This window comes from Rhizobium sp. S163 (assembly GCF_030380805.1).
In the GTDB taxonomy this organism is placed as follows: Bacteria; Pseudomonadota; Alphaproteobacteria; order Rhizobiales; family Rhizobiaceae; genus Rhizobium.
Genome location: NZ_JAUDSA010000005.1, coordinates 130,241 through 151,326, shown reverse-complemented (window position 1 = coordinate 151,326; position 21,086 = coordinate 130,241). Strand labels below are relative to the sequence as shown.

At 59.7% G+C, this 21,086-nt stretch carries 18 protein-coding genes, 1 tRNA gene and 1 pseudogene; 11 read left to right on the top strand and 9 right to left on the bottom strand.

Going from position 1 to position 21,086, the window contains the following annotated elements; genetic code table 11:
- The first annotated feature begins 31 nt into the window (after nt 1-31).
- Both QTL96_RS07605 and QTL96_RS07600 read left to right on the top strand, forming a co-directional pair.
- Nucleotides 32-364 carry a PilZ domain-containing protein gene (locus QTL96_RS07605; RefSeq protein ID WP_113199570.1) on the top strand — a complete coding sequence of 111 codons (333 nt, stop codon included), beginning with the start codon at nt 32-34 and terminating at the stop codon, nt 362-364.
- A 124-nt stretch (nt 365-488) separates the two neighbouring features.
- Nucleotides 489-2,477 carry a bifunctional 2',3'-cyclic-nucleotide 2'-phosphodiesterase/3'-nucleotidase gene (locus tag QTL96_RS07600; RefSeq protein ID WP_289727276.1) on the top strand — a complete coding sequence of 663 codons (1,989 nt, stop codon included), beginning with the start codon at nt 489-491 and terminating at the stop codon, nt 2,475-2,477.
- A 301-nt stretch (nt 2,478-2,778) separates the two neighbouring features.
- On the opposite strand, the gene QTL96_RS07595 is transcribed toward QTL96_RS07600, so the two are convergent.
- Nucleotides 2,779-3,747, bottom strand: a complete 969-nt coding sequence (locus QTL96_RS07595; RefSeq protein WP_289727275.1) for a LysR family transcriptional regulator — start codon at nt 3,745-3,747, stop codon at nt 2,779-2,781.
- Between the two features lie 144 nt (nt 3,748-3,891).
- On the opposite strand from QTL96_RS07595, the gene QTL96_RS07590 reads away from it, so the two are divergent.
- Complete coding sequence (locus tag QTL96_RS07590) at nt 3,892-4,506, top strand: FMN-dependent NADH-azoreductase (protein ID WP_289727274.1); 615 nt, start codon at nt 3,892-3,894, stop codon at nt 4,504-4,506.
- Between the two features lie 69 nt (nt 4,507-4,575).
- Here the strand turns inward: QTL96_RS07590 and QTL96_RS07585 are convergent, their stop codons facing one another.
- The 3 genes from QTL96_RS07585 to ilvA form a co-directional block, all read right to left on the bottom strand.
- Nucleotides 4,576-5,856: a GGDEF domain-containing protein gene (locus QTL96_RS07585; RefSeq protein WP_289727273.1), complete on the bottom strand. Its 1,281-nt coding sequence runs from the start codon at nt 5,854-5,856 to the stop codon at nt 4,576-4,578.
- Between the two features lie 234 nt (nt 5,857-6,090).
- On the bottom strand, nt 6,091-6,420 hold the full coding sequence (locus tag QTL96_RS07580; RefSeq protein WP_289727272.1) for an HlyU family transcriptional regulator: 330 nt from the start codon (nt 6,418-6,420) through the stop codon (nt 6,091-6,093).
- Between the two features lie 61 nt (nt 6,421-6,481).
- Nucleotides 6,482-7,732: a threonine ammonia-lyase gene (gene ilvA / locus QTL96_RS07575; protein WP_289727271.1), complete on the bottom strand. Its 1,251-nt coding sequence runs from the start codon at nt 7,730-7,732 to the stop codon at nt 6,482-6,484.
- Nucleotides 7,733-7,928: 196 nt separating this feature from the next.
- Between ilvA and QTL96_RS07570 the strand changes: the two genes are divergently transcribed.
- Together QTL96_RS07570 and QTL96_RS07565 are read left to right on the top strand one after the other, a co-directional pair.
- Complete coding sequence (locus QTL96_RS07570; RefSeq protein WP_289727270.1) at nt 7,929-8,285, top strand: VanZ family protein; 357 nt, start codon at nt 7,929-7,931, stop codon at nt 8,283-8,285.
- A 62-nt stretch (nt 8,286-8,347) separates the two neighbouring features.
- Nucleotides 8,348-8,433 (top strand) — tRNA-Leu (locus QTL96_RS07565).
- Between the two features lie 40 nt (nt 8,434-8,473).
- On the opposite strand, the gene QTL96_RS07560 is transcribed toward QTL96_RS07565, so the two are convergent.
- The 3 genes from QTL96_RS07560 to wrbA all read right to left on the bottom strand — a co-directional run bounded on the left by QTL96_RS07560 (nt 8,474) and on the right by wrbA (nt 11,746).
- A complete protein-coding gene (locus tag QTL96_RS07560) occupies nt 8,474-9,631 on the bottom strand; it encodes an acyltransferase family protein (protein WP_289727269.1) in 1,158 nt (385 codons plus the stop codon).
- A gap of 93 nt (nt 9,632-9,724) precedes the next feature.
- Complete coding sequence (locus QTL96_RS07555; protein WP_289727268.1) at nt 9,725-10,414, bottom strand: DUF4886 domain-containing protein; 690 nt, start codon at nt 10,412-10,414, stop codon at nt 9,725-9,727.
- Nucleotides 10,415-11,149: 735 nt separating this feature from the next.
- Nucleotides 11,150-11,746, bottom strand: a complete 597-nt coding sequence (gene wrbA, locus QTL96_RS07550) for an NAD(P)H:quinone oxidoreductase type IV (protein ID WP_289727267.1) — start codon at nt 11,744-11,746, stop codon at nt 11,150-11,152.
- A 294-nt stretch (nt 11,747-12,040) separates the two neighbouring features.
- On the opposite strand from wrbA, the gene QTL96_RS07545 reads away from it, so the two are divergent.
- The 5 genes from QTL96_RS07545 (at nt 12,041) to QTL96_RS07525 (ending at nt 19,643) form a co-directional block, all read left to right on the top strand.
- On the top strand, nt 12,041-12,814 hold the full coding sequence (locus QTL96_RS07545; protein WP_289727266.1) for a competence/damage-inducible protein A: 774 nt from the start codon (nt 12,041-12,043) through the stop codon (nt 12,812-12,814).
- A gap of 109 nt (nt 12,815-12,923) precedes the next feature.
- Complete coding sequence (locus tag QTL96_RS07540; protein ID WP_289727265.1) at nt 12,924-13,766, top strand: universal stress protein; 843 nt, start codon at nt 12,924-12,926, stop codon at nt 13,764-13,766.
- Between the two features lie 191 nt (nt 13,767-13,957).
- Entirely contained in the window at nt 13,958-14,455 is a 498-nt protein-coding gene (gene gpt, locus QTL96_RS07535; protein ID WP_111561338.1) for a xanthine phosphoribosyltransferase, read from the top strand.
- Nucleotides 14,456-14,640: 185 nt separating this feature from the next.
- Nucleotides 14,641-15,228 carry a hypothetical protein gene (locus QTL96_RS07530; RefSeq protein ID WP_289727264.1) on the top strand — a complete coding sequence of 196 codons (588 nt, stop codon included), beginning with the start codon at nt 14,641-14,643 and terminating at the stop codon, nt 15,226-15,228.
- Between the two features lie 593 nt (nt 15,229-15,821).
- The gene (locus tag QTL96_RS07525; RefSeq protein WP_289727263.1) at nt 15,822-19,643 is read left to right on the top strand and encodes a vitamin B12-dependent ribonucleotide reductase; all 3,822 of its coding nucleotides are present in this window, start codon (nt 15,822-15,824) and stop codon (nt 19,641-19,643) included.
- Between the two features lie 80 nt (nt 19,644-19,723).
- Here the strand turns inward: QTL96_RS07525 and QTL96_RS07520 are convergent.
- Nucleotides 19,724-20,208: pseudogene (locus QTL96_RS07520) on the bottom strand (BON domain-containing protein).
- A 186-nt stretch (nt 20,209-20,394) separates the two neighbouring features.
- Here QTL96_RS07520 and QTL96_RS07515 point away from each other — a divergent pair.
- Nucleotides 20,395-20,577 (top strand): DUF1508 domain-containing protein, encoded by a 183-nt coding sequence (locus tag QTL96_RS07515; RefSeq protein WP_289727262.1) that lies wholly within the window; start codon nt 20,395-20,397, stop codon nt 20,575-20,577.
- Between the two features lie 67 nt (nt 20,578-20,644).
- Here QTL96_RS07515 and QTL96_RS07510 read toward each other — a convergent pair whose 3' ends face one another.
- Entirely contained in the window at nt 20,645-20,824 is a 180-nt protein-coding gene (locus QTL96_RS07510; RefSeq protein ID WP_047510070.1) for a hypothetical protein, read from the bottom strand.
- Between the last annotated feature and the right edge of the window lie 262 nt (nt 20,825-21,086).

Genomic DNA, 21,086 nt, shown 5'->3' with positions numbered 1-21,086 from the left:
GCTGTCTCCAGTTCAATTTGGGAGACGCGTCATGCACAATCTCAACATTATTACCCGAAAGGCCGAGCGCAAACCGTGCCGGTTGTTTGGCAAGGTTCGTTACCTGACCAAGGAAGTCGATGCGCGCATTCTGAACATGTCCATCTCGGGCATTGCGCTTGAAGTGCGCTCGCCTCTACATGCGGCTTCCGGCAGCCGCGTGCAGATTCTCGCCGACGATCTGGGCGTTCTCCACGGCGTCATCCGCTGGAGCCACAATGGCCGAGTAGGCATTCAGTTCGACCCGAATTCCAACGCCCGCGCACAGGTGGCGTCGTACTTCCGGTTCTTCCACAAGGAAGTGAAGCCGGTTCTGGCGCGGTAGGTCGCGCCCGATACGCAGAAAGCGAAAAGCGATATTCCCCTGTCATTTACAGGGTTTACTCCTTCGAAAATCACCCTACTCTCGCCGCCGGGCGGGTGTCGCGTGATGTTTCGAAGGAGTTTTCATGTCTTCCAATCTTGATCTGTCTTCCATGAGCCGTCGTTCTCTACTCACCGGCATTGCCGCCACATCAGCGCTCGTTCTGCTGCATCCATTCACCGCGCGCGCCGCTGCCAACCAGGCGCATCTCAGGCTGATGGAAACGACGGATATTCACGTCAACGTCTTCCCTTACGACTATTACGCCGACAAGCCGAACGACACGATGGGATTGGCGCGCACCGCGACGATCATCGACACGATCCGCGCTGAGGCCGCCAACTCGCTGCTGATCGACAATGGCGACGTACTACAGGGCAATCCGATGGGCGACTACATGGCCTATCAGCGCGGCTTGAAGGACGGCGACGTTCACCCCGTCATCAAGGCGATGAACACGCTCGGCTACACCGTCGGCACGCTTGGAAATCACGAGTTCAATTACGGCCTCGATTTCATGTTCAAGGTGCTGAACGGAGCGAACTTCCCGTTCGTCTGCGCTAACCTTACCAAGGGCCAGCTCGCCTCCGATCCGAAAAACGACGAGCTGTTCTTCAAGCCCTACATCATCGTCGAAAAGATGATCAAGGATGGAGCCGGCAACGAGAGCCCGGTAAAGATCGGCTTCATCGGCTTCGTTCCGCCGCAGATCATGCTCTGGGATATCAAGAACCTCGAGGGCAAGGCGCAGACGCGCGATATCGTCGAAACCGCCAAGGCCTGGGTGCCAGCGATGAAGGAAGCGGGCGCGGATATCGTGATCGCGCTCTCGCATTCGGGCATCGATGGCAGCGCGCCCACGGACAAGATGGAGAACGCCTCGCTGCATCTGGCCGCCGTCGACGGGATCGACGCGATCTTTACCGGCCACCAGCACCTCGTCTTCCCCGGACCGAAGACCTGGGACGGCATTCAGAACGCCGATCCGGTCAAGGGAACGCTGCATGGCAAGCCCGCCGTCATGGCCGGCTTCTGGGGCTCGCATCTCGGCCTGATCGACCTACTGCTCGAAAAGGACGGCAAGAACTGGAAGATCGTCGACTTCACCTCCGAAGCGCGACCGATCTACCACCGCGACGACAAGAAGAAGGTCGTGGCCGATGTCGCCGACAAGAAGGAAGTGGTCGAGGCCGCAAAGGCGGAGCACGAGGCGACGCTCGCCTATGTTCGCACCCCCGTCGGGAAGACATCGGCGCCGCTTTACTCCTATTTCGCGCTGGTCGCCGACGATCCCTCGGTGCAGATCGTCAGCCAGGCGCAGACCTGGTACATCAAGCAGATGCTTGCCGATACCGAATACAAGGACCTGCCGGTGCTCTCGGCGGCGGCTCCCTTCAAGTCGGGTGGTCGCGGCGGCGCCGATTACTATACGGATGTTCCTGCCGGCGACCTTGCCATCAAGAACATCGCCGACCTCTATCTCTATCCGAACACCGTCCAGGCCGTCGTCATCACCGGCGAGCAGGTGAAGAACTGGCTGGAAATGTCGGCGGGGATGTTCAACGAGATCAAGGAAGGAACGAAGGACGCCGAGCTTTTGAACGCCGACTTCCCTTCCTACAATTTCGACGTGATCGACGGCGTCACCTACCAGATCGATCTGGCGCAGCCGCGCAAATACGACAATGACGGCAACGCGATCAACGCCGGGTCCAACCGCATCCAGAACCTTGCGTTTGACGGCAAACCGATCGATCCGAGCCAAAAGTTCGTGGTCGTGACCAACAACTACCGCGCCGGCGGCGGCGGCAAATTCCCGGAGATCGCGACCGACAAGGTGGTGTTCCAGGCGCCCGATACGAACCGCGACGTGATCGTGCGCTATGTGCACGAGCAGGGAACGATCAATCCGGCTGCCGACGGCAACTGGACGTTCAAGCCGGTGACGGGCGCGACCGCGACGTTCCAGAGCGGGCCGAAGGCGAAGCAGTTCATCGCCGACGTCAAGGGCGCGAAGATTGAGGACGCCGGCGAAGGCACGGATGGGTTCGCCAAGTTCCGACTGGTTCTCTGAAACAGACTAGAGGCGGGGCTTAGAGCCTTTCCTGGTTAGCTTGAAGCATTCTGCCGGAGTAGGTTTTCGTCAGGGCAAAGGCGATTGGCGAAGGGCATACCCCAGGTACGGTCGAGCCGATCGCCTTTGATCCTGGCGGAAAGATGCCCGGCCCTTCGGGTTGGCTGAAACGGGCCGCCTGATCGTCCGGCCAGCTTGGCCGTATGCGTTGGCTACGACGCGCGCTGGCCGGACGACCATCCGACTCCGTTTGAGCCAACAGAATGCTTCAATCTAACCAGGAAAGGCTCTAACGCCTCGCCTACTCGGCCGCGATTGGCAGATCGCGATCCTTTGTCTCGTTCAGCGCCGCGGTGAAATCGGCGTGGTTTGGGCAGAACGACAGTTTCGAATGGAAGGCTTCGATCAGCCATGTCGCAGCCGGGCCTGGCGGGTTGGCGATGCGCCGTATCGCATAGATCGGATACTCGCCTTGCTCGTAAGCAGGCAGATCGAGGTGGACGAGCGTGCCGTTGGCTAGATCCTCGCGAATGATCGACGCCGGGAGGCCGCCCCAACCCAGGCCGCCGCGGACCAGCGCATGCTTGGTGGCGATGTCGCTGACGCGCCAGGTCTTGTAGGACAGCACGTTGAAGTCTCGCCCCTTGGTCAGCCCCGAGGCATCGGTGACGACAAGCTGCACCTCCTCGCGAACATCGCTAAGCGTCAGCGGCCTGTCGATATTGGCCAGCGGGTGGGAACGCGCGGCGACCGGAATCATGAAGGAATGGCCGATCTTTTCGACGGCGATCGAATCGTCCTGCTTCAGCAACGCTCCGCCGATGCCGATCGTGGCTTTACCCGACAGGACGGACTCCATGACCATGCCAAGTTCGCCGGCGCTGAGATTGAGCGAGACGGAGGGAAAGCGATCGCGGAATTCACGCAGCACGGTGACGACCGCCTGCGACGGCACCATGACGCTGATCGCCACATCGACCTCGGCCTCCAGCCCTTCCTTCAGGCTCTTTACCCTCGCCCGCATCACCTGCAAGTCGGTCATCAGCCGGCGGGCATCCTCAAGCATGGCCTTGCCGGCCTCGGTAAGCTTTGGCTGACGAGCGCCGGAGCGTTCGAACAGCTGCATTTCCAGCTGCGCTTCGAGATTGGCGATGGTGTAGCTGACCACCGACTGGGCACGATTGAGCACGCGCGAGGCCGCCGAAAAGCTGCCGGTCTCGGCAACGGTCAGGAAAACCTGCAGCTGGTCCAGTGTCGGGTTGGGCAACATTACATCCATCCAATCGATCGATAGTCTTGATCGACATTATCACAGTTTTTTCGATAGGCCGCTAGACCTATTTCTTCACTCGAAGACGCGGTTCGACCTTCCCCCGATCGCGCCGCAAACGCAAAGACCAAAGGATTATCAATCATGTCGTACATTTTGCTTCTGACCTCCAGCCCGCGCGCTGAGTCGCTTTCGACCGATATCGCCGTAGACCTCGCTGGCAAGCTCCAGTCGCAGAAGGCCGGCAGCGTCGTCGTTCGCCGCGACCTCGCCGCGAACCCGCTGGCACACATCAACGACCTCTTCACCGGCGCGATCCGCAAGCCGGCTGACGCCCGCACGGCCGAAGAAAACGAAGCCGCGAAGATCTCCGACGAGCTGGTCAACGAGCTGCTCGCAGCAGACACCATCGTCATCGGCACCGGCCTCATCAACTTCAACATCTATTCGTCGCTGAAGAGCTGGATCGACAACGTCGCCCGCGCCGGTCTGACCTTCAAGTACACCGAAAACGGCCCGGTTGGCCTTGCCACCGGCAAGAAGGTCTACGTCGTTCTCGCTTCCGGCGGCGTCTACTCGCAGGGCCCGGCTGCCGGAATGAACCATGCCGTACCGTACCTGAAGACCGTGCTCGGCTTCATGGGCATCACCGACGTCGAGACCATCTATGTCGAAGGCCTGGCCTTTGGTCCTGAAGCAGCCGAGAAGGCTGTCGGCGCTGCCAAGGCACGCGCTGAAGAACTCGCGCTCGCTGCCTAATTCAAAGGGTAGTCAGTTCAGGAAGACGGTCGGCTTGCCGGCCGTCTTTTTGTTTATGGAGACTTACTGTTAGCCGGCCACCGTGAGGCCATGGACGCCGGTCTGACCGAAGACGCAGTTTCGGCCGTTTTTCTTGGCGCAATAAAGCCGCTCGTCGGCTGCCGACAGGATCGCCGTGAAGGCATCGCCATCTTCGCTGGCTGTGGCGACGCCGATGCTGATCGTTACCGGCTTGCCGTCGGGCGTGGCTACACTGCTTTCGATCGTCCAGCGCAACCGCTCGGCGAGACGCAGGCCCTCGGCATGATCGGTCACGGGGCAGATCGCCACGAACTCCTCGCCGCCGAAGCGGAACACCCGGTCGCCTGCCCGCAGGATCGAGCCCAGGCGCGCTGAGATCGCGCGCAGGACATCGTCGCCTTGCAGGTGACCGAACACGTCGTTGACGTTCTTGAAGTGGTCGGCGTCGAGGATCATTACCGTCGCAGACTGTCCCTGGCGCAGCGATTCGCGGATCATGACCGGCGCCTCGAGCTCCATTCGCGTGCGGTCGTAAAGCCCGGTCAGCACGTCGCGACCGGTGCGGCTCAGGAGATCGTTGTAGCGCTCGCGGAAGGTCAGGTCGCTGAAGATATCGCCGATCGGGCGCGCGCTTGATGTTGTCACTGCGCGGCCGATCCATTTCTCGTAGATCGCAAAGAGCACAGTGTAGATGCAGACGGCAAACATCTTCGCCTTCCACCCACCCCAGAAGGCGGCGAGCGGGACGCCGACCGAATAGTGCAGCGCGCCGAAGAAGGCGATCTGGTCGAAGGTCAAGAGCACGAAACCGCAGAACATGAAGCGGACCACAGGCCGCTGCCTGAAATAGCGGCCGAGCCGCTCGTAGAGCAGGATGATGCCGATGGCGTCGAGATAGAGGATGGCCGTGCCCCAGAGCATCAGCCAGCCCATTTCCTTCAGGAACTCGTCGCTGGGGAGCGCGCCCGATGTGAGCTCCAGTGGCGCGTGCCATTGCACGATCCAGGCGATCGCAACGGTCAAAAGGTTGCCGATGAAGAGCCCGTAGATGGGCTGGCGAACGACCGCGGCGTCTTCCTGAAGATAGAGCATCAGGATCATCATCAGCTTGCCGGTGAAAAACACCGACGATCCCGGCGAGACGATCCCGAACGGCAATTCGACATAAAAGACCGCCGCGAGGTAGGTCTCCATGAAGTGCATGACGCCGAGCGCCGTCAGGAATATGCCGAGGCCGATGCGGGCGCGAAAATGCAGCAGCGTCACCATCAGCGCGAAATACCCGATGGCTTCGACGACGAAGAGGATGAGATTGACGTTTGCGATCAACGCCGCGACCTCCCGTCAAGGCGATGCGGCGGGCGCAGTGGCCCGATGACACCACGCCATGCCATCTCGACCGCTCTGTCGGCGAAATTCATCACGGATGTGCGGCGGGCATTCTGAGGCACTGGATATTCCTGCGATGTCTGCTGAGCGCAGGATCGCCGCAATGTTTTAAAATAGCATGAGGGAATGGCGGCGCGACCGCTCAACACGCAAGGGCGCGCCAGCCTTCCGTGATCAGACCTGACGAACCTTGGCTCCGTCGCTGAACAGGGATGGTCCGTTCTGATCGATGATCTGCTGCGCCTTGCGCACGGTGCATTCGATCGCATCATCCGTCGACGAAAACATGTCGGCGCGGATGAAATTGCGCACCAGCACCTCGTCGCCAACAGTCTTCTCGATACGGCCGGCCAGACGATACTGGCCGCCTTCCTTCATCGGCTCGGCATAGATCGTGCAATCGGCATAGGGCTGCGGATCGGAAGAAACACTCGAAGAAGCCGCACCCGGCTGCTTCGCGCCGCCTGAGAACATGGAGAAAATGCTGGAAAAAATCGAAGCCATGATACGCCTTTGTGATGAGGGCGGATGCCATCAAGGTTAAATAGGGCCGCTGCCGTGAAAGTTAAATGATGAGGTTCGCGAGGATCTCGTTTTCGGTGATGTCCTCGAAACTGATACCCGATGCCTCGAATTTCGCGAAGAGCGCCGCGAAGTTTTCCGGCGCCTTGGTTTCGATGCCGATCAGGACCGAACCGAAGTTGCGGGCGGTCTTCTTCAGATATTCGAAGCGGGCGATATCGTCATCGGGACCGAGTAGGTTGAGGAAGTCGCGGAGCGCGCCTGGGCGCTGCGGCAGGCGGAGAATGAAGTATTTCTTCAGGCCCGCGTAGCGCATGGCCCTTTCCTTCACATCTGGAAGCCGCTCGAAATCGAAATTGCCGCCGGAGACGATCGCAACCACCGTCTTGCCGCGGATCGTTTCGGGATCCATCGTGGCGATTGCCGTCAGCGACAAGGCGCCTGCCGGTTCCAGCACCACGCCCTCGACGTTCAGCATCTCGTTGATCGTCACGCAGATAGCGTTCTCCGGCATCAGCATCACCTGATTGCTCGGAAAATCCTTCAGCGCCGCGAAATTCAGGTCGCCGATGCGGGCGACGGCCGCGCCATCGACGAAGTTGTCGACCTTGGAGAGCGTCACGACCTCGCCGGCCTCGATGCTGCGCTTCAGGCTCGGTGCGCCCTGCGGTTCGACGAAGAAGAAGCCCGTGCTCGGCACCGTGTCCTTGAGGTAACCGCTGATGCCGGCCGCCAGACCGCCGCCGCCGACAGGCATGACGACGAGATCTGGCACCGTGCCCTCGGGCAGCTGCTGCATGATCTCGGAGGCCACCGTCGACTGGCCCTCGATGATATCCTCATGATCGAAGGGAGGCACCATGACGCCGTCGATCATCTCGACGTGTTCGCGGGCTGCCTTGTAGCACTGGTCGAAGAAGTCGCCCGTCAGCTTGATGGTGATGAACTCGCCGCCGAAGATGCGGGTCTTGTCGATCTTCTGCTGCGGTGTCGTAACCGGCATGAAGACCACGCCGGGAACGCCGAAATGGCGGCAGACGAAGGCGAAGCCCTGCGCATGATTGCCGGCCGAGGCGCAGACGAAGGTCTTGCCCGAGGCGCCTTCCTCGATGCGCTTGCGGAAGAAATTGAAGGCGCCGCGGATCTTGTAGGAGCGGACGGGCGACAGGTCTTCGCGCTTCAACCAGATGTCGGCGCCATAGCGGGCGGACAAATGCTCGTTGAGTTGCAGCGGCGTTGCCGGAAATAGGCTGCGCAGAGCCTCTTCGGCAGCTTCGACATTCTGTCTGGTCACGGTCTCAGTCCCTTGTTATTGCGCCCCACGCTATGCCATAGGCAGACCCTCGAAAGAAGCCCATTTTCAACCACAACGGTTCGATAGAGCGCGGTGATGCGCGTCTTTAGAAAAACCGGGGCGTAAGGCGGGTGCGCCACCGAGATAACGCAATCGTGCGGTGAAACCGCCCGGTGACATCAATAGTGTGAGTTTTATGACAGCAGACAAATTTTCCAAGCCGGTCGCCTGGCTGCTCCTCGCCGCCATCATTTTCGTGACGGTCTCGCCGATCGGCCTTCGCCCTCATACGATTACATCAGTCAATATCGACCGGGCGCTCGCCTATTTGGTCGTCGGCCTCGCCTTTGCCATGGCTTATCCCAAGCACTGGATCATCGTGACCGTGCTGCTCATCGCAGGTGCGGTGTTCATCGAATATCTGCAATATCTGTCGCCCACCCGCCACGCGCGCCTTCACGACGCGGCCGTGAAAGCCGTGGGCGCCACGGTTGGCGTCGCTATCGGATCGCTGTTCAACAGGGTTCGCGCCGCCAAGGCGAATGCATCTTGACGCCTGCCCGGCGCACGCATGCCCTTGACTGAATCGCCGCAGTCGTTGAATGAGAAGCCTGCGCGGGCGTGGCGAAACTGGTAGACGCAAGAGACTTAAAATCTCTCGGCCTTTGGCTGTGCGGGTTCGATCCCCGCCGCCCGCACCAGATGCCAGAGCTCTGACCGGCAGATCAATCTGAAAATCGCTCAGGCCGTTTCCTGGGGTAGCGGCTTCCTCAGACCTCTTCGCGCCACCACAATGCCGGCCAGGAAGGGCATGAGGCGCGCGGTCGCCAAACCCTTCGTCTCCGCGATGAGCGCGCAGACAAGCGCCGTAATGACCACAAGCGGTATGAAGGAACGGATGTCGAGAAGGCCTGCCTTCGCGATGTAGTAGGCCGCAATGACGATCACGGTCTGATGCGCGATATAGTAGGTCATGATCGACTTGTTCAGATGCATGATCACCCGGTTCGGCCTGCTGGCGAACCTAGCCGCGAAGGCGAGCAGCACAAGCACGGCACTCCATTGGAAGACCGATCGGATGATCCTGACCGCGAACACGAGGGCCTCCGGCCGCGCTTCCCTGGGGATGAACACGGAGAGCGCCGCAAGCACCGCCAGCGACAGCGTGGCAACGCCGAGGCTTATCCAGCGCTGGCGATCGATCTCCTGCCAAAAGCTCTGCTCGTTGGCGAGCAGCGTGCCCAACATGAACATCGAGAAATACACGGCGTGAGAATAGACATCGGAACTGATGACCAGCGTCTCGCGAAAGACGGGATAGAGACACAGCCTCAGGATCGACAGAAACGCGATAGGCGCCACGAACAATACCCTGCCCCGCAGCCACGCCGCCAGGGACACCGATAGGCCGGGCCAGCGCCGCGCCAGTTGCGGCTGAGCAATCGACCAGGCGATGACATAGATCCAGAGATAGGCCAGGAACCACATATGCTCGAGCCGAAGCCCGGAGACGACATAGGTCTTCCAGAATTCCCAATAGGAAAGATCGGGGGCGAAGTTGTACGGTGAGAAATACACCTGCGGCGGTACAACCACGAGAACGCCGAACACGAAGGGCAGCAGAAGCTGCCGCGTGCGGGTCTTGCGGATTTCAGCCACGGATCTCTTTTTCAGCAGCGATGCCGTGACGACGCCGGAAATGAAGAATAGCAGGCTCATCCGCCATGGATGCGACCCGACCGTGATCAGATCGATCAGCTTCGTGGCACCCGATGTGTTGATCCACCAGGTCTTTGTCCCGTAGACAAGGCTCGAATGGTAGATGATGAGCGTGCCAAAGAAAAACACGCGCAACGCATCAAGATCGTGACGCCGTCCATCGAACCTGTCGCCCAACATATATCCCGCCCCCAAGCCCGGGATATACAACCACAAGGGAATTTAATATAGGTTAATTTAACCGGTTTGATTGCATATGATTTGCACAATATGTCAGGCCTTGGCGGAATTCGCCAGATAGTCAGATACAGCCTTGCGCAGCATCGCCGCATCCTCCGAAGACATTCCGCGCGGCCGGAACGTCACGTTCTGCACATCGTTTCCGGAAAAGTAGCTGTAGAACATCAGCGCCGAGAGATAGCTGCCGTAGATTGAGGGGTGGTTGCAATCATAGTAGAGATTGAAATCCTTCGGCTGGCTTTGAAGCGCTTCCCAGATCACGCCCACATTGACGAGAGCGACGCCGGTCAGCGTGGCGAGACGAGCATGCTGCCGCTGGATGTTGAGATGCATATCGGCATAACCCGCCGGTGAATAATCGCCAGCCGTTTTCGGCATGCCAGCATCCTTGATGCACTGATCGGTATAGCGCCAGGTGACGAACATGACCGGCACGTCGCCTTTCGCCTGGGCCTCCCGGATCAGGTTTTCGGCATCATCCCATGCGGGGCCCGATTGCTGCGCGCTATACTGGTCGCTGCTCAGCACCTGCAGCACGACTTGATCCCAACGTCGGGAAAGGAGCGCCTGGGTTTTCTCGCTTTTGATGTGATAGCCCAGGCTGACGCCCGGCTCCGCATCCATCACGATGCGCAGCTTCTTGGAATAGCCGGCGGAATCGGCGATCGCGCGCACCATTTGGGGCATATTGTTATAGAATGTGCGGCTGTTGCCGATGAACAAGGCGGTCTGCTCGGGCCTCTTGTCGAAATAGTCTCGGACGTATTGAACGCCCCCACTAACGTATCCATTGAAAGGCGGGAGGAAAAACATGCAGACGAGCAAGATCGTCAGCAATGCGCTTATTCGTATCAGCCGCAACACCTTGGAATCCCATGCTATTCAACAGGTGCTGACATGAATATCAGCAAACACGTAAAGGATGGGTTGCACGAACAGCGAAGAATCGAAGCATGTACCCGCCAAGGGCGAAACGGCGGCCACTAGGCATCGTGTAACGGATAAGCGTGGCAACACTCACAGTGCACACTGCTCGAAGAATAGCCCAAGACAAAACGAGCGGCTGCGATGCATTTATGAGACATCGCTTAATTAATTAGTAATATCTCTTTCTTGCAACGTTAGAATGTGATTGTATGCCCGCCGTCAGCAAAGCTACGGCTTTAGGGCGTGTATTTGTAAAGCTTGTCTTGTTGTGGGAGTAAGACGATGGCTTACGATTGGGATGGCGCCAGAACACGGCGCCTGAGACTGTTTAGAACAGGCACGGCATTCTTGATCGCACTGGCGGTATTTGGGGTACCGCTGTTCGTTTACACGGCAAAATTCCACGGATTTTACGGCTAGACGACTGCGGCAATCAGCAGCGACGACTTCGATATTATGACGGCGTTTCGACGCCACACATGAAAAGGCGCGGCTCGAAGCCGCGCCTTCACTGTTTCAGGTGGCTTTGGCTCAGGCCAGCTTTGCTGCAAGCTTGGCGACATGCGCGCCCTGGAACTTGGCGGCGTCGAGCTCGATAGCCGAAGGCTGGCGCGAACCGTCACCGTCGGTGATCGTCGACGCACCGTAGGGCGAGCCGCCCTTGATTTCGTCAACGCCCATCTGGCCCTGGAAGGCATAGGGAAGACCGGCGACGACCATGCCCTGGTGCAGGAAGGTCGGGATGAAGCCGAGGATGGTGGATTCCTGGCCGCCGTGCTGGGTGGCGGACGAGGTGAAGACCGAGCCGACCTTGCCGACCAGCTTGCCGGCAAACCACAGGCCGCCCGTCTGGTCCCAGAAGTTGCGCATCTGCGATGCAACGGTGCCGAAGCGGGTGCCGGCGCCGACGATGATCGCATCGTATTCGGCGAGCTCGTCCACGGTGGCGATCGGTGCCTGCTGATCAAGCTTGAAGTGCGACGACTTCGCGACTTCTTCCGGCACCAGCTCCGGTACGCGCTTGACGGTCACGTCGGCGCCGGCGGATTTCGCGCCTTCAGCAACGGCGTATGCCATCGTCTCGATGTGGCCGTACGACGAATAGTAGAGAACCAGAACCTTAGCCATCTTGGAAGTTTCCTCTTTCTGGGTTGCGGCGGGTGCTGCGCTCGGTGCACCGACCAAAATCCGTTTGATGAATTCGCGTATCATACAGAATGCCTCGCAACGCATCGTGCGTCTGCCAAATAGCTAGCGCATGCACCTGGTGACGGCCAGCCACGCCGCGAGAGACGGACTGTTCAATCTTATCGCACGTTTTTGCCTTGCGTTCACATTTCCGTATTGGTGGGCACGGGCTTCCCGTCCGCTCTATTTGCTATAAGCTCGACACCAAAGACTGAATGAAGACAGAGACCTAACATGACCCAACAGATTGTGACCGCAGCCATTCTGGCAATCGGCGACGAGCTTTTATCCGGCCGCACCAAGGACAAGAACATCGGCCATCTCGCCGATATGCTGCTGCTTGCAGGCATCGACCTCAAGGAAGTCCGCATCGTCGCTGACGAGGAAGACGCGATCGTCGAGGCGCTGAACGCGCTGAGGACGAAGTACGACTACGTCTTCACCTCCGGCGGCATCGGACCGACCCATGACGACATCACGGCCGACGCCGTCTCCAAGGCCTTCGGCGTTGCCTGCCATCATGACGAGAAGGCGATGGCGCTACTCGGCGAAATGTACAAACGCCGCGAGATGGAGTTCACCGAGGCCCGCCAGCGGATGGCACGTATGCCTGTCGGCGCGACGCACATTCCCAACCCGGTCTCCACCGCGCCGGGTTTCGTCATCGGCAATGTCTATGTCATGGCGGGCGTGCCGCAGGTGTTTCAAGCGATGGTCGACGCGGTGATCCCGACGCTCAGAACCGGAACGCCGGTGCTGTCGCTGGCAATCTCGTGCCCTTATGGCGAAGGCGATATCGGCACGCCGCTCGCCGCTATCCAGAAGGCGCATCCGGAAACCAGCATCGGCTCCTATCCGCGCTATGTCGGCCAGAAATTATCGACCGAGATCGTCGTTCGCGGTCGCTCGCAGGCGGTGATCGATGTCGCCGGCGCGGATGTCGCGGCGATGATCGAAGGCATTCGCCGCGAGCGGACTGTCCTGGAAAACCCATCAGCGGAGGCCTAATTTCTTTATAGAAGCCGGCCTGCGGGACTTGATCTCGGTCAAGGAAACAAATGCCGGCCAAGCGCATTGCTTCTCTTACGGACTTTTTCATCCGAGCAAGGAGATACCCATGTCTTACAAAACCATTCTTGCGATTCTCGATACTTCAGACAATTGCACTGCAGTCGCCGATCTGGCGTTTGCGCTGGCTGCTGAACACGGTGCCCATGTGATCGGGCTTCATGCGGAAACGATCGCCGTCGTGCCGCTCGTGGCGCCGATGGAGATCCCTGACCCCGTCGCCGTGCAGGCGCTGCAGGACATGGCGCATAGCGAAAGGGTCAAGATCGAGACGATCGTTCGCCGCAAGGCGGAAGTGGAAGGCGTCTCGTTCGAATGGCGCAGCTTTGCCTCCTCGACCGGCTATGGTTCGGCGCCGTTGATCGAAAGTGCGCGCAGCGCCGATCTTTTGATCGCCTCGCAGGCCGATCCGGCACGGCCGTCGGACAGTCATGTCGATGTCGACAATTTCCTGCTTGAGAGCGGACGGCCGGTTCTGATGATCCCCTTCATCATTCGCCAGCCGAAGCCGATCAAGCGGGTGCTGGTCGCCTGGAACGGCTCCAAGGAAGCGGCGCGGGCGACCTTCGACGCCCTGCCCTTCCTGAAGGCCGCCGACGAGGTTGAGATCTTCTCCGTCGATCCGGTCGACAACGCGCTGCAATCGGCGGCGGTCGCGGGTGCGGAAATCGCCGCAACGCTCGCCCGCCACGGCGTCAACGTCACCCTTGCGACGGCGACGACCTCAGACAAAAGCACGTCGGCCGTTATCGAGAACCGGCTGTCCGACAGCAGCATCGATCTGCTTGTGATGGGCGCGTACACGCATTCGAGGCTCTGGCAGATGATCTTCGGCGGCACGACGAAGACGCTCCTGCACTCCATGACGGCGATGACGCTGCTTTCGCGTTAGCGGGCCGCGATCAGCGGGGGCTTGCGTTTTGCAGCCAAATTCCGCTAATTGCCACGACCGACGACGAGCTCCGGCTTCGGTCCTTCCATCGCGCAGTCTCGGCTGCGCGATTTGCGTTTGACCCGAGTGAACGGAAGAGCGTCCGGCCGCCGGCAAACGGCGTGTCATCATTCATGCCTCGGAGCGAGCCCATGTCCCTTCCCGATAAAGCCTTTCCCGTTTCCTGGGATCAATTTCACCGCGACGCACGCGCGCTGGCTTGGCGTCTCGCCGGCCTCAACCGCGAGTTCAAGGCGATCGTCTGCATCACCCGCGGTGGCCTCGTGCCGGCTGCCATCATTTCGCGCGAGCTGAACATCCGCCTGATCGAAACGGTCTGCGTCGCGTCCTACCACGACTACGTGAACCAGGGCGAGATGATGCTCCTCAAGGGCATCGCGGCCGAACTGCTTGAAGATGGCGGCGAAAGCGTGCTCGTCGTCGATGATCTGACGGATACCGGCAAGACGGCCTCCGAAGTCCGCACGCTGCTTCCGAAGGCACACTTCGCCTGCGTCTATGCAAAACCACAGGGTGTGCCGACCATCGATACATTCGTTACCGAAGTGAGCCAGGACACCTGGATCTACTTCCCGTGGGATATGGGTTTCAGCTATCAGGAACCGATCTCCAAGGGCAGCAAGGGCTGATTTTTCAGGCTCTTGGCAGACAAAGACGAAGGCAACTTTAAATTGTTCCAATCTTTGTTTACTAACATCACCAAATTCGCTGTCCGCCCCTCGCCGTCCGCCGTATGATCATATGGCATCAGGCGGCAAGGGCGCGGCAGGGTGTTTGGGTAGAGGGCGGTCGCTAGCGCGACACTGGAACGACGATGCAGCGTTGGCGGTTTATCGGCTTGATCGCGGCTTTCGGGCTGTGCTTGAACGTGCATCCGCGCGCGGTCTCGGCCGAACCCGCCTATATCTCCGTCGTGCGCGAATATGTGGATACGCTCGTCAAGCCGATGATCAACAGGCCGAACGTTCTGGCCACGATCAAGGCGCAGAACAGGAAGTTCGGCGATATCAGCCCGATGGATATCCAGGTGCTCGACAACAGCTACCGCTCGGAGATCAAGAGCGGGCAATGGCAGATGGTCACCCGCCTCCTCAACAATCCGGTCTCGCGATACCTCAAAGCCAAGCAAGATGATTCGCAAGGAACGATTGTGGAAATATTCGTGACCGACCGGAACGGACTCAATGTCGCACAGAGCGTGCCCACCAACGACTACTGGCAGGGCGACGAAAACAAGTTCCTGAAGACGTTTGCGCGGGACTCAGACGAGGTCTTCATCGATCGCGCCAGCCGCGACGATGCCACGCAATTGCTGGAAACGCAGGCAAGCTTCACCGTTCGCGACGAGCGTGGAGAGGCGATCGGAAGCGCTACCGTGACCATCGCCATCGACGCACTTTAGCGCCTTGTTCGGCCTTGCGAATCACAAGGCTCATTTGCGCTCGAAAAGCCACCGCCAAATGACAAAATATGGCAAAATTAATCCAGCTTTGGCATTTCTCTTGCGCATCCCGTAGCAAGCCATTGAAATTCTTGCCCAACTGGTTTTTCCCCAGTCTCCACAGGCCACTCCACAATATCTTGTGGTGAACACTTCGTTAAGAACAAGCCCTTGACGGAATCGCCTGTTTTCAACTTAATGAACTCCGATGTTGCGGCGGCAGCTGAACCGGACATGACGAGGCCGGTTCTCACCAGAAATCGAGCATTGAATCAGGGCGTTGATCCATGAGGGGTGAGCCGCCATGAGTATGTTCTGCGCGATTTTTGCCGCCTGAAAAAGCGACATCCGGGGCTGGCGGAAAAAGGCTGTTAATACTATATTTAGTGATTGCAGCCACCATCACCACAAGATACAGGATGACCCATCTCCGGATGACACTCCTGTGACGATACGGAAACGAGAACTGGCTGCGCTCCTTACGGCGCCGCCGGAGGTGGAAACTTGCGCCTTGGTCAACGGGGACGGGGCGCGCGAGCTAGAGGTTAAGGCACATGCGCATAGAACGCCGATTTACGAAGGCAGATCAGGGCGCTTACGCGGCTATCGAATTCCGCAAGGCAACCAGCGAGATCAAGAACCCTGACGGGTCGATCGTATTCCGCCTCGAGAACATCGATGTTCCCGCGCAGTTTTCGCAGGTTGCGGCCGACATTCTGGCGCAGAAGTATTTCCGCAAGGCCGGCGTCCCTGCCTGCCTCAAGAAGGTCGAGGAAAACGATGTTCCTTCCTTCCTGTGGCGCTCGGTTGCCGATGAGGCCGCTCTGAAGGAACTCCCCAAGGATCAGCAGTACGGTTCTGAAACCGATGCGCGCCAGGTCTTCGACCGTCTGGCCGGCACTTGGACCTACTGGGGCTGGAAGGGTGGCTATTTCTCTTCCGAAGAAGACGCGGCCGCCTTCCGCGACGAACTCGCTTACATGCTCGCGACACAGCGCGTCGCTCCGAACTCGCCGCAGTGGTTCAACACCGGCATGCACTGGGCTTATGGCATCGACGGTCCCGGCCAGGGCCACTTCTATGTAGACCCCTTCACCGGCAAGCTGACGAAGTCGAAGTCGGCCTATGAGCATCCGCAGCCGCATGCCTGCTTCATCCAGTCCGTCGAAGACGATCTCGTCAACGAAGGCGGCATCATGGACCTGTGGGTTCGCGAAGCCCGCCTCTTCAAGTACGGCTCCGGCACCGGCTCCAACTTCTCGTATCTGCGCGGCGAAGGCGAACGCCTTTCCGGCGGCGGCCGTTCCTCCGGCCTGATGAGCTTCCTGAAGATCGGCGACCGCGCTGCCGGCGCCATCAAGTCTGGCGGCACGACGCGTCGCGCTGCTAAGATGGTCGTGGTCGACATCGACCATCCGGATATCGAGGAATACATCAACTGGAAGGTCAAGGAAGAGCAGAAGGTTGCTGCCCTCGTGACCGGTTCCAAGATCGTCAATCGCCACCTGAAGGCGATCATGAAGGCCTGCGTCAATTGCGACGGCGACAATGACGATTGCTACGACCCGAACAAGAACCCTGCCCTGAAGCGCGAAGTACGCGCTGCCAAGAAGGACCAGGTTCCTGAAAACTACATCGGCCGCGTCATCCAGTTCGCTCGCCAGGGCTACAAGGACCTCGAGTTCAAGACCTACGACACCGACTGGGATTCGGAAGCCTACCTCACGGTTTCGGGCCAGAACTCCAACAACTCGGTCTCGATCAAGGACGACTTCCTGCGCGCTGTCGAAAACGACGGCGACTGGAACCTGACCGCCCGCAAGGACGGCAAGGTCATGAAGACGCTGAAGGCACGCGACCTGTGGGAATCGATCTCCTACGCCGCATGGGCCTCGGCCGATCCGGGCCTGCACTTCAACACGACGATGAACGACTGGCACACCAGCCCGGCTGCCGGCCCGATCCGCGCATCAAACCCGTGCTCGGAATACATGTTCCTCGACGACACGGCCTGCAACCTTGCCTCGCTGAACCTCATCCAGTTCAAGGATGCGGCCACCAAGCGCATCAACATCGCTGACTACGAACACGCCGTTCGCCTTTGGACGGTCGTGCTTGAAGTCTCCGTGATGATGGCACAGTTCCCGTCGAAGCAGATCGCAGAGCGCTCCTACGAATACCGCACGATCGGCCTCGGCTACGCCAACATCGGCGGCCTGCTGATGTCGTCGGGCATTCCCTATGACAGCGACGAAGCCCGCGCCATTGCAGGCTCGCTGACCGCGATCATGACCGGCATCTCCTACGCCACTTCGGCCGAGATCTCGTCTGAACTCGGACCGTTCCCGATGTTCAAGCCGAACCGCGAAGCCATGCTGCGGGTTATCCGCAACCATCGCCGCGCCGCTTACGGCGAGACGTCGGGCTATGAAGGCCTGTCGATCAACCCGGTCGCGCTCATCCACTCCGAGAACCCGGACCAGGATCTGGTGGCTCATGCCAAGAGCGCCTGGGACAAGGCTCTCGAGCTCGGCGAAAAGCACGGCTACCGCAACGCCCAGGCAACCGTCATCGCGCCGACAGGCACGATCGGCCTCGTCATGGATTGCGACACGACCGGTATCGAGCCTGACTTCGCGCTGGTGAAATTCAAGAAGCTCGCCGGCGGCGGCTACTTCAAGATCATCAACCGCGCCGTTCCGGAGGCGCTCCGCACGCTCGGCTACTCCGAGAGCCAGATCGCCGAGATCGAAGCTTACGCTGTCGGCCACGGCAACCTGAACCAGGCGCCTGCAATCAACCCCGGCTCGCTGAAGGCCAAGGGCTTCACCGACGAGAAGATCGAAGCGCTGAATGGCGCGCTGAAGTCGGCCTTCGACATCAAGTTCGTCTTCAATCAGTGGACGCTCGGCACCGACTTCTTGAAGGGCACGCTTAAGGTTTCCGACGAACAGCTCGGCGACATGGGCTTTAACCTGCTCGAGCACCTCGGTTTCTCGAAGAAGGACATCGAGGCTGCCAATGTTCACGTCTGCGGCGCAATGACGCTGGAAGGCGCACCGTTCCTCAAGAACGAGCACCTCGCCGTCTTCGATTGCGCCAATCCGTGCGGCAAGATCGGCAAGCGTTACCTCTCGGTTGACAGCCACATCCGCATGATGGCTGCTGCCCAGCCGTTCATCTCGGGTGCGATCTCCAAGACGATCAACATGCCGAACGACGCGACGGTCGACGATTGCAAGAGCGCCTACATGCTCTCCTGGAAGCTCGGCCTGAAGGCAAACGCTCTCTATCGCGACGGCTCCAAGCTGTCGCAGCCGCTGAACGCCTCGCTGATCGAAGACGAAAGCGATGAGGACGCACTGGACGATCTGCTGCAGCAGCCGGTCGCCGCTCAGGCCGTCACCATCACCGAAAAGATCATCGAGCGTGTGGTCGAGCGCGTGACCCGCGAACGCGAGAAGCTGCCGAACCGCCGCCAGGGCTACACCCAGAAGGCTGCCGTCGGCGGACACAAGGTGTACCTGCGCACTGGTGAATTCGGTGACGGTCGCCTCGGCGAAATCTTCATCGACATGCACAAGGAAGGTGCCGCCTTCCGTGCGATGATGAACAACTTCGCCATCGCCATCTCGCTCGGTCTGCAGTACGGCGTGCCGCTCGAAGAATATGTGGAGGCCTTCACCTTCACCAAGTTCGAGCCGGCAGGCATGGTCATCGGCAACGATGCGATCAAGAACGCCACGTCGATCCTCGACTACGTGTTCCGCGAGCTCGCCGTCTCCTACCTCGGCCGCCACGATCTGGCGCATGTCGACACGTCGGACTTCTCGAACACGGCACTCGGCAAGGGCATCCAGGAAGGCAAGACGAACCTCGTCTCGACCGGCTGGACCCGCGGCTACAAGCCGACGATCGTTTCGAACAGCGAACGCCAGGCTGCCGGCGAGCCCAAGGGCTCGGCAACAGCCGCCCCTGCCCGCGCCTCGTCCGGTGCAACGGTAACGTCGTTTGCAGGCGCTGCCGCCCGCAAGATCGAGCCGACGACCGCCATCTCGACCTCCGAAATCGTCGCCTTCAAGCGCGATTACGAAGAGCGCGCCAAGGAATTGGCCGAAGAGATCGCCGAGGAAGTGCTGGAAGAAGTCACGACCGAAAACCAGCAGCAGGCAACGGCGCTGTTCTCCGACAAGGCTGCGGCTGACGCCGCATCGGCCAAGACGGAAGCCAAGAAGATCGAATCCGAGCGCCGCGCCCGGTCGATCATGCAGGGCTACACCGGCAACATTTGCTCGGAGTGCCAGAACTTCACGATGGTGCGCAACGGCACCTGCGAGAAGTGCGACACTTGCGGCGCGACCAGCGGCTGCAGCTGATTGATTTAGAGAGCGCTAATTGAAAAGGCCGTCCGCTTATCCAAGCGGGCGGCCTTTCTCGTTGTAGGCAGGGCGCAAAATCAATGCGCATCCACGCCCGTCGTGTGCAGCCTGTTCCTCACATGGTGGACGCCATCGACCGAGGAAGCGGCGAGTTCGACCTTGCGGGCGATGCCGATAGTCTCGACGGAGCCTTCGACCGTGACCACATGGCCGTCGGCGTGCACCTCGATGCTGTCGATGTCGACTTCGGGAACGTTCTCGATGTTTTCGGTGACCCGCGCTTCGAGATCGTCGCTGTCATTGCGATCGATCGTGTCGGCGCGGAGTGAGTCCTTCAGGCGGTTCTCGTTGCCATCGCGGTCTATGCCGTCGATGCGGAAGCCTGGGTTATCGCTGCTGTCGAAATTGGCGGGCGTTTCGCCAAAGGCGCGATTTTCAGGCGCTGCGGACGCGGCGTCCGGTGTATCCGCATAGGCCAGCCGTCGTCGATATTGCGCTCTTCGAAATCGCGATAGTCCTCGCTGCGCGACAGCGGCTTCTTTCCATCATCGTTGATTGGCATCGATCTTCTCCTTCAGCGTGTTTTCAAACAACGCCCAAGGGGCCAGATGGTTCGCCACTTATGTCTGGCATCTCACGGCCGATACAACCGACCTTGCGGCGAGGTACGATCTTTGATTGCAGCCAGTTCGTGGAAACGCGCGAAGGAATAGCCTAGCCCTGGTGTGCCAAAGCAAGGGAGGGAGACATGGCGAGTTGTAAGTCAAGCAATGGCGATACGTGGGAGATATACCAAACCAATGGTCAGTGGCGCTGGCGGCGCACGGCGCCAAACGGTCGGATCGTTGGCGCGTCGACAGAAGGCTATAACAATCGAAGCGACTGCATCGCGAATGCGCAGCGCAACGGCATGACCTGTAATCCGATCTGACGGTACTCAGCTTTTACGGAATTCGATGAAGGGCGCGGCTGCATATCGGAGCGCGCCCTTTCGGCCATTACCGGACGGCTTTTTGCTCGACACCGGTGGCAGGTGCTGCCGACAAGGGCACGTCATCGGCCACCTCCTGCGCGACGGCGGAGAGGTCGAGATTGCCCCAGATGGATTTTTCCTTGCTACGATCGGTACGGCGGGAAGTCTTGATTTCAACAACGAACGGCTTCGATTGAGCGCGCATGTGATTCCTACTGAAAAGCGTTGAACGAATCCATCAACGCAGCGAGCCTATGAAGCGTTCCCTCGCCGCGCAAGCGCATTCGGCGTCGCATCCCCTGACCTCGGCTGCCATATACAGCCTCAAGTCAGCCACGGGCAAAATTCACGCCCATGACGCGAGCCGATGAGGGCGCTGCTACCGTTTTTTCGCCGCGACGGGCAGCCATGCAAAATTGTTTCAGGAAAATCCTTGAAGGAACAATCAATGTCGACTAGGTAGCACG

Coding starts and splice junctions, on each gene's coding strand:
- QTL96_RS07595 (WP_289727275.1), bottom strand. CDS start 3,747: ATGTTGCCCAACCCGACACTGGACCAGCTGCAGGTTTTCCTGACCGTT.
- QTL96_RS07510 (WP_047510070.1), bottom strand. CDS start 20,824: ATGCGCGCTCAATCGAAGCCGTTCGTTGTTGAAATCAAGACTTCCCGC.
- wrbA (WP_289727267.1), bottom strand. CDS start 11,746: ATGGCTAAGGTTCTGGTTCTCTACTATTCGTCGTACGGCCACATCGAG.
- QTL96_RS07560 (WP_289727269.1), bottom strand. CDS start 9,631: ATGTTGGGCGACAGGTTCGATGGACGGCGTCACGATCTTGATGCGTTG.
- QTL96_RS07590 (WP_289727274.1), top strand. CDS start 3,892: ATGTCGTACATTTTGCTTCTGACCTCCAGCCCGCGCGCTGAGTCGCTT.
- QTL96_RS07530 (WP_289727264.1), top strand. CDS start 14,641: ATGCAGCGTTGGCGGTTTATCGGCTTGATCGCGGCTTTCGGGCTGTGC.
- QTL96_RS07525 (WP_289727263.1), top strand. CDS start 15,822: ATGCGCATAGAACGCCGATTTACGAAGGCAGATCAGGGCGCTTACGCG.
- gpt (WP_111561338.1), top strand. CDS start 13,958: ATGTCCCTTCCCGATAAAGCCTTTCCCGTTTCCTGGGATCAATTTCAC.
- QTL96_RS07580 (WP_289727272.1), bottom strand. CDS start 6,420: ATGGCTTCGATTTTTTCCAGCATTTTCTCCATGTTCTCAGGCGGCGCG.
- QTL96_RS07570 (WP_289727270.1), top strand. CDS start 7,929: ATGACAGCAGACAAATTTTCCAAGCCGGTCGCCTGGCTGCTCCTCGCC.
- QTL96_RS07605 (WP_113199570.1), top strand. CDS start 32: ATGCACAATCTCAACATTATTACCCGAAAGGCCGAGCGCAAACCGTGC.
- QTL96_RS07515 (WP_289727262.1), top strand. CDS start 20,395: ATGGCGAGTTGTAAGTCAAGCAATGGCGATACGTGGGAGATATACCAA.
- QTL96_RS07540 (WP_289727265.1), top strand. CDS start 12,924: ATGTCTTACAAAACCATTCTTGCGATTCTCGATACTTCAGACAATTGC.
- QTL96_RS07600 (WP_289727276.1), top strand. CDS start 489: ATGTCTTCCAATCTTGATCTGTCTTCCATGAGCCGTCGTTCTCTACTC.
- QTL96_RS07545 (WP_289727266.1), top strand. CDS start 12,041: ATGACCCAACAGATTGTGACCGCAGCCATTCTGGCAATCGGCGACGAG.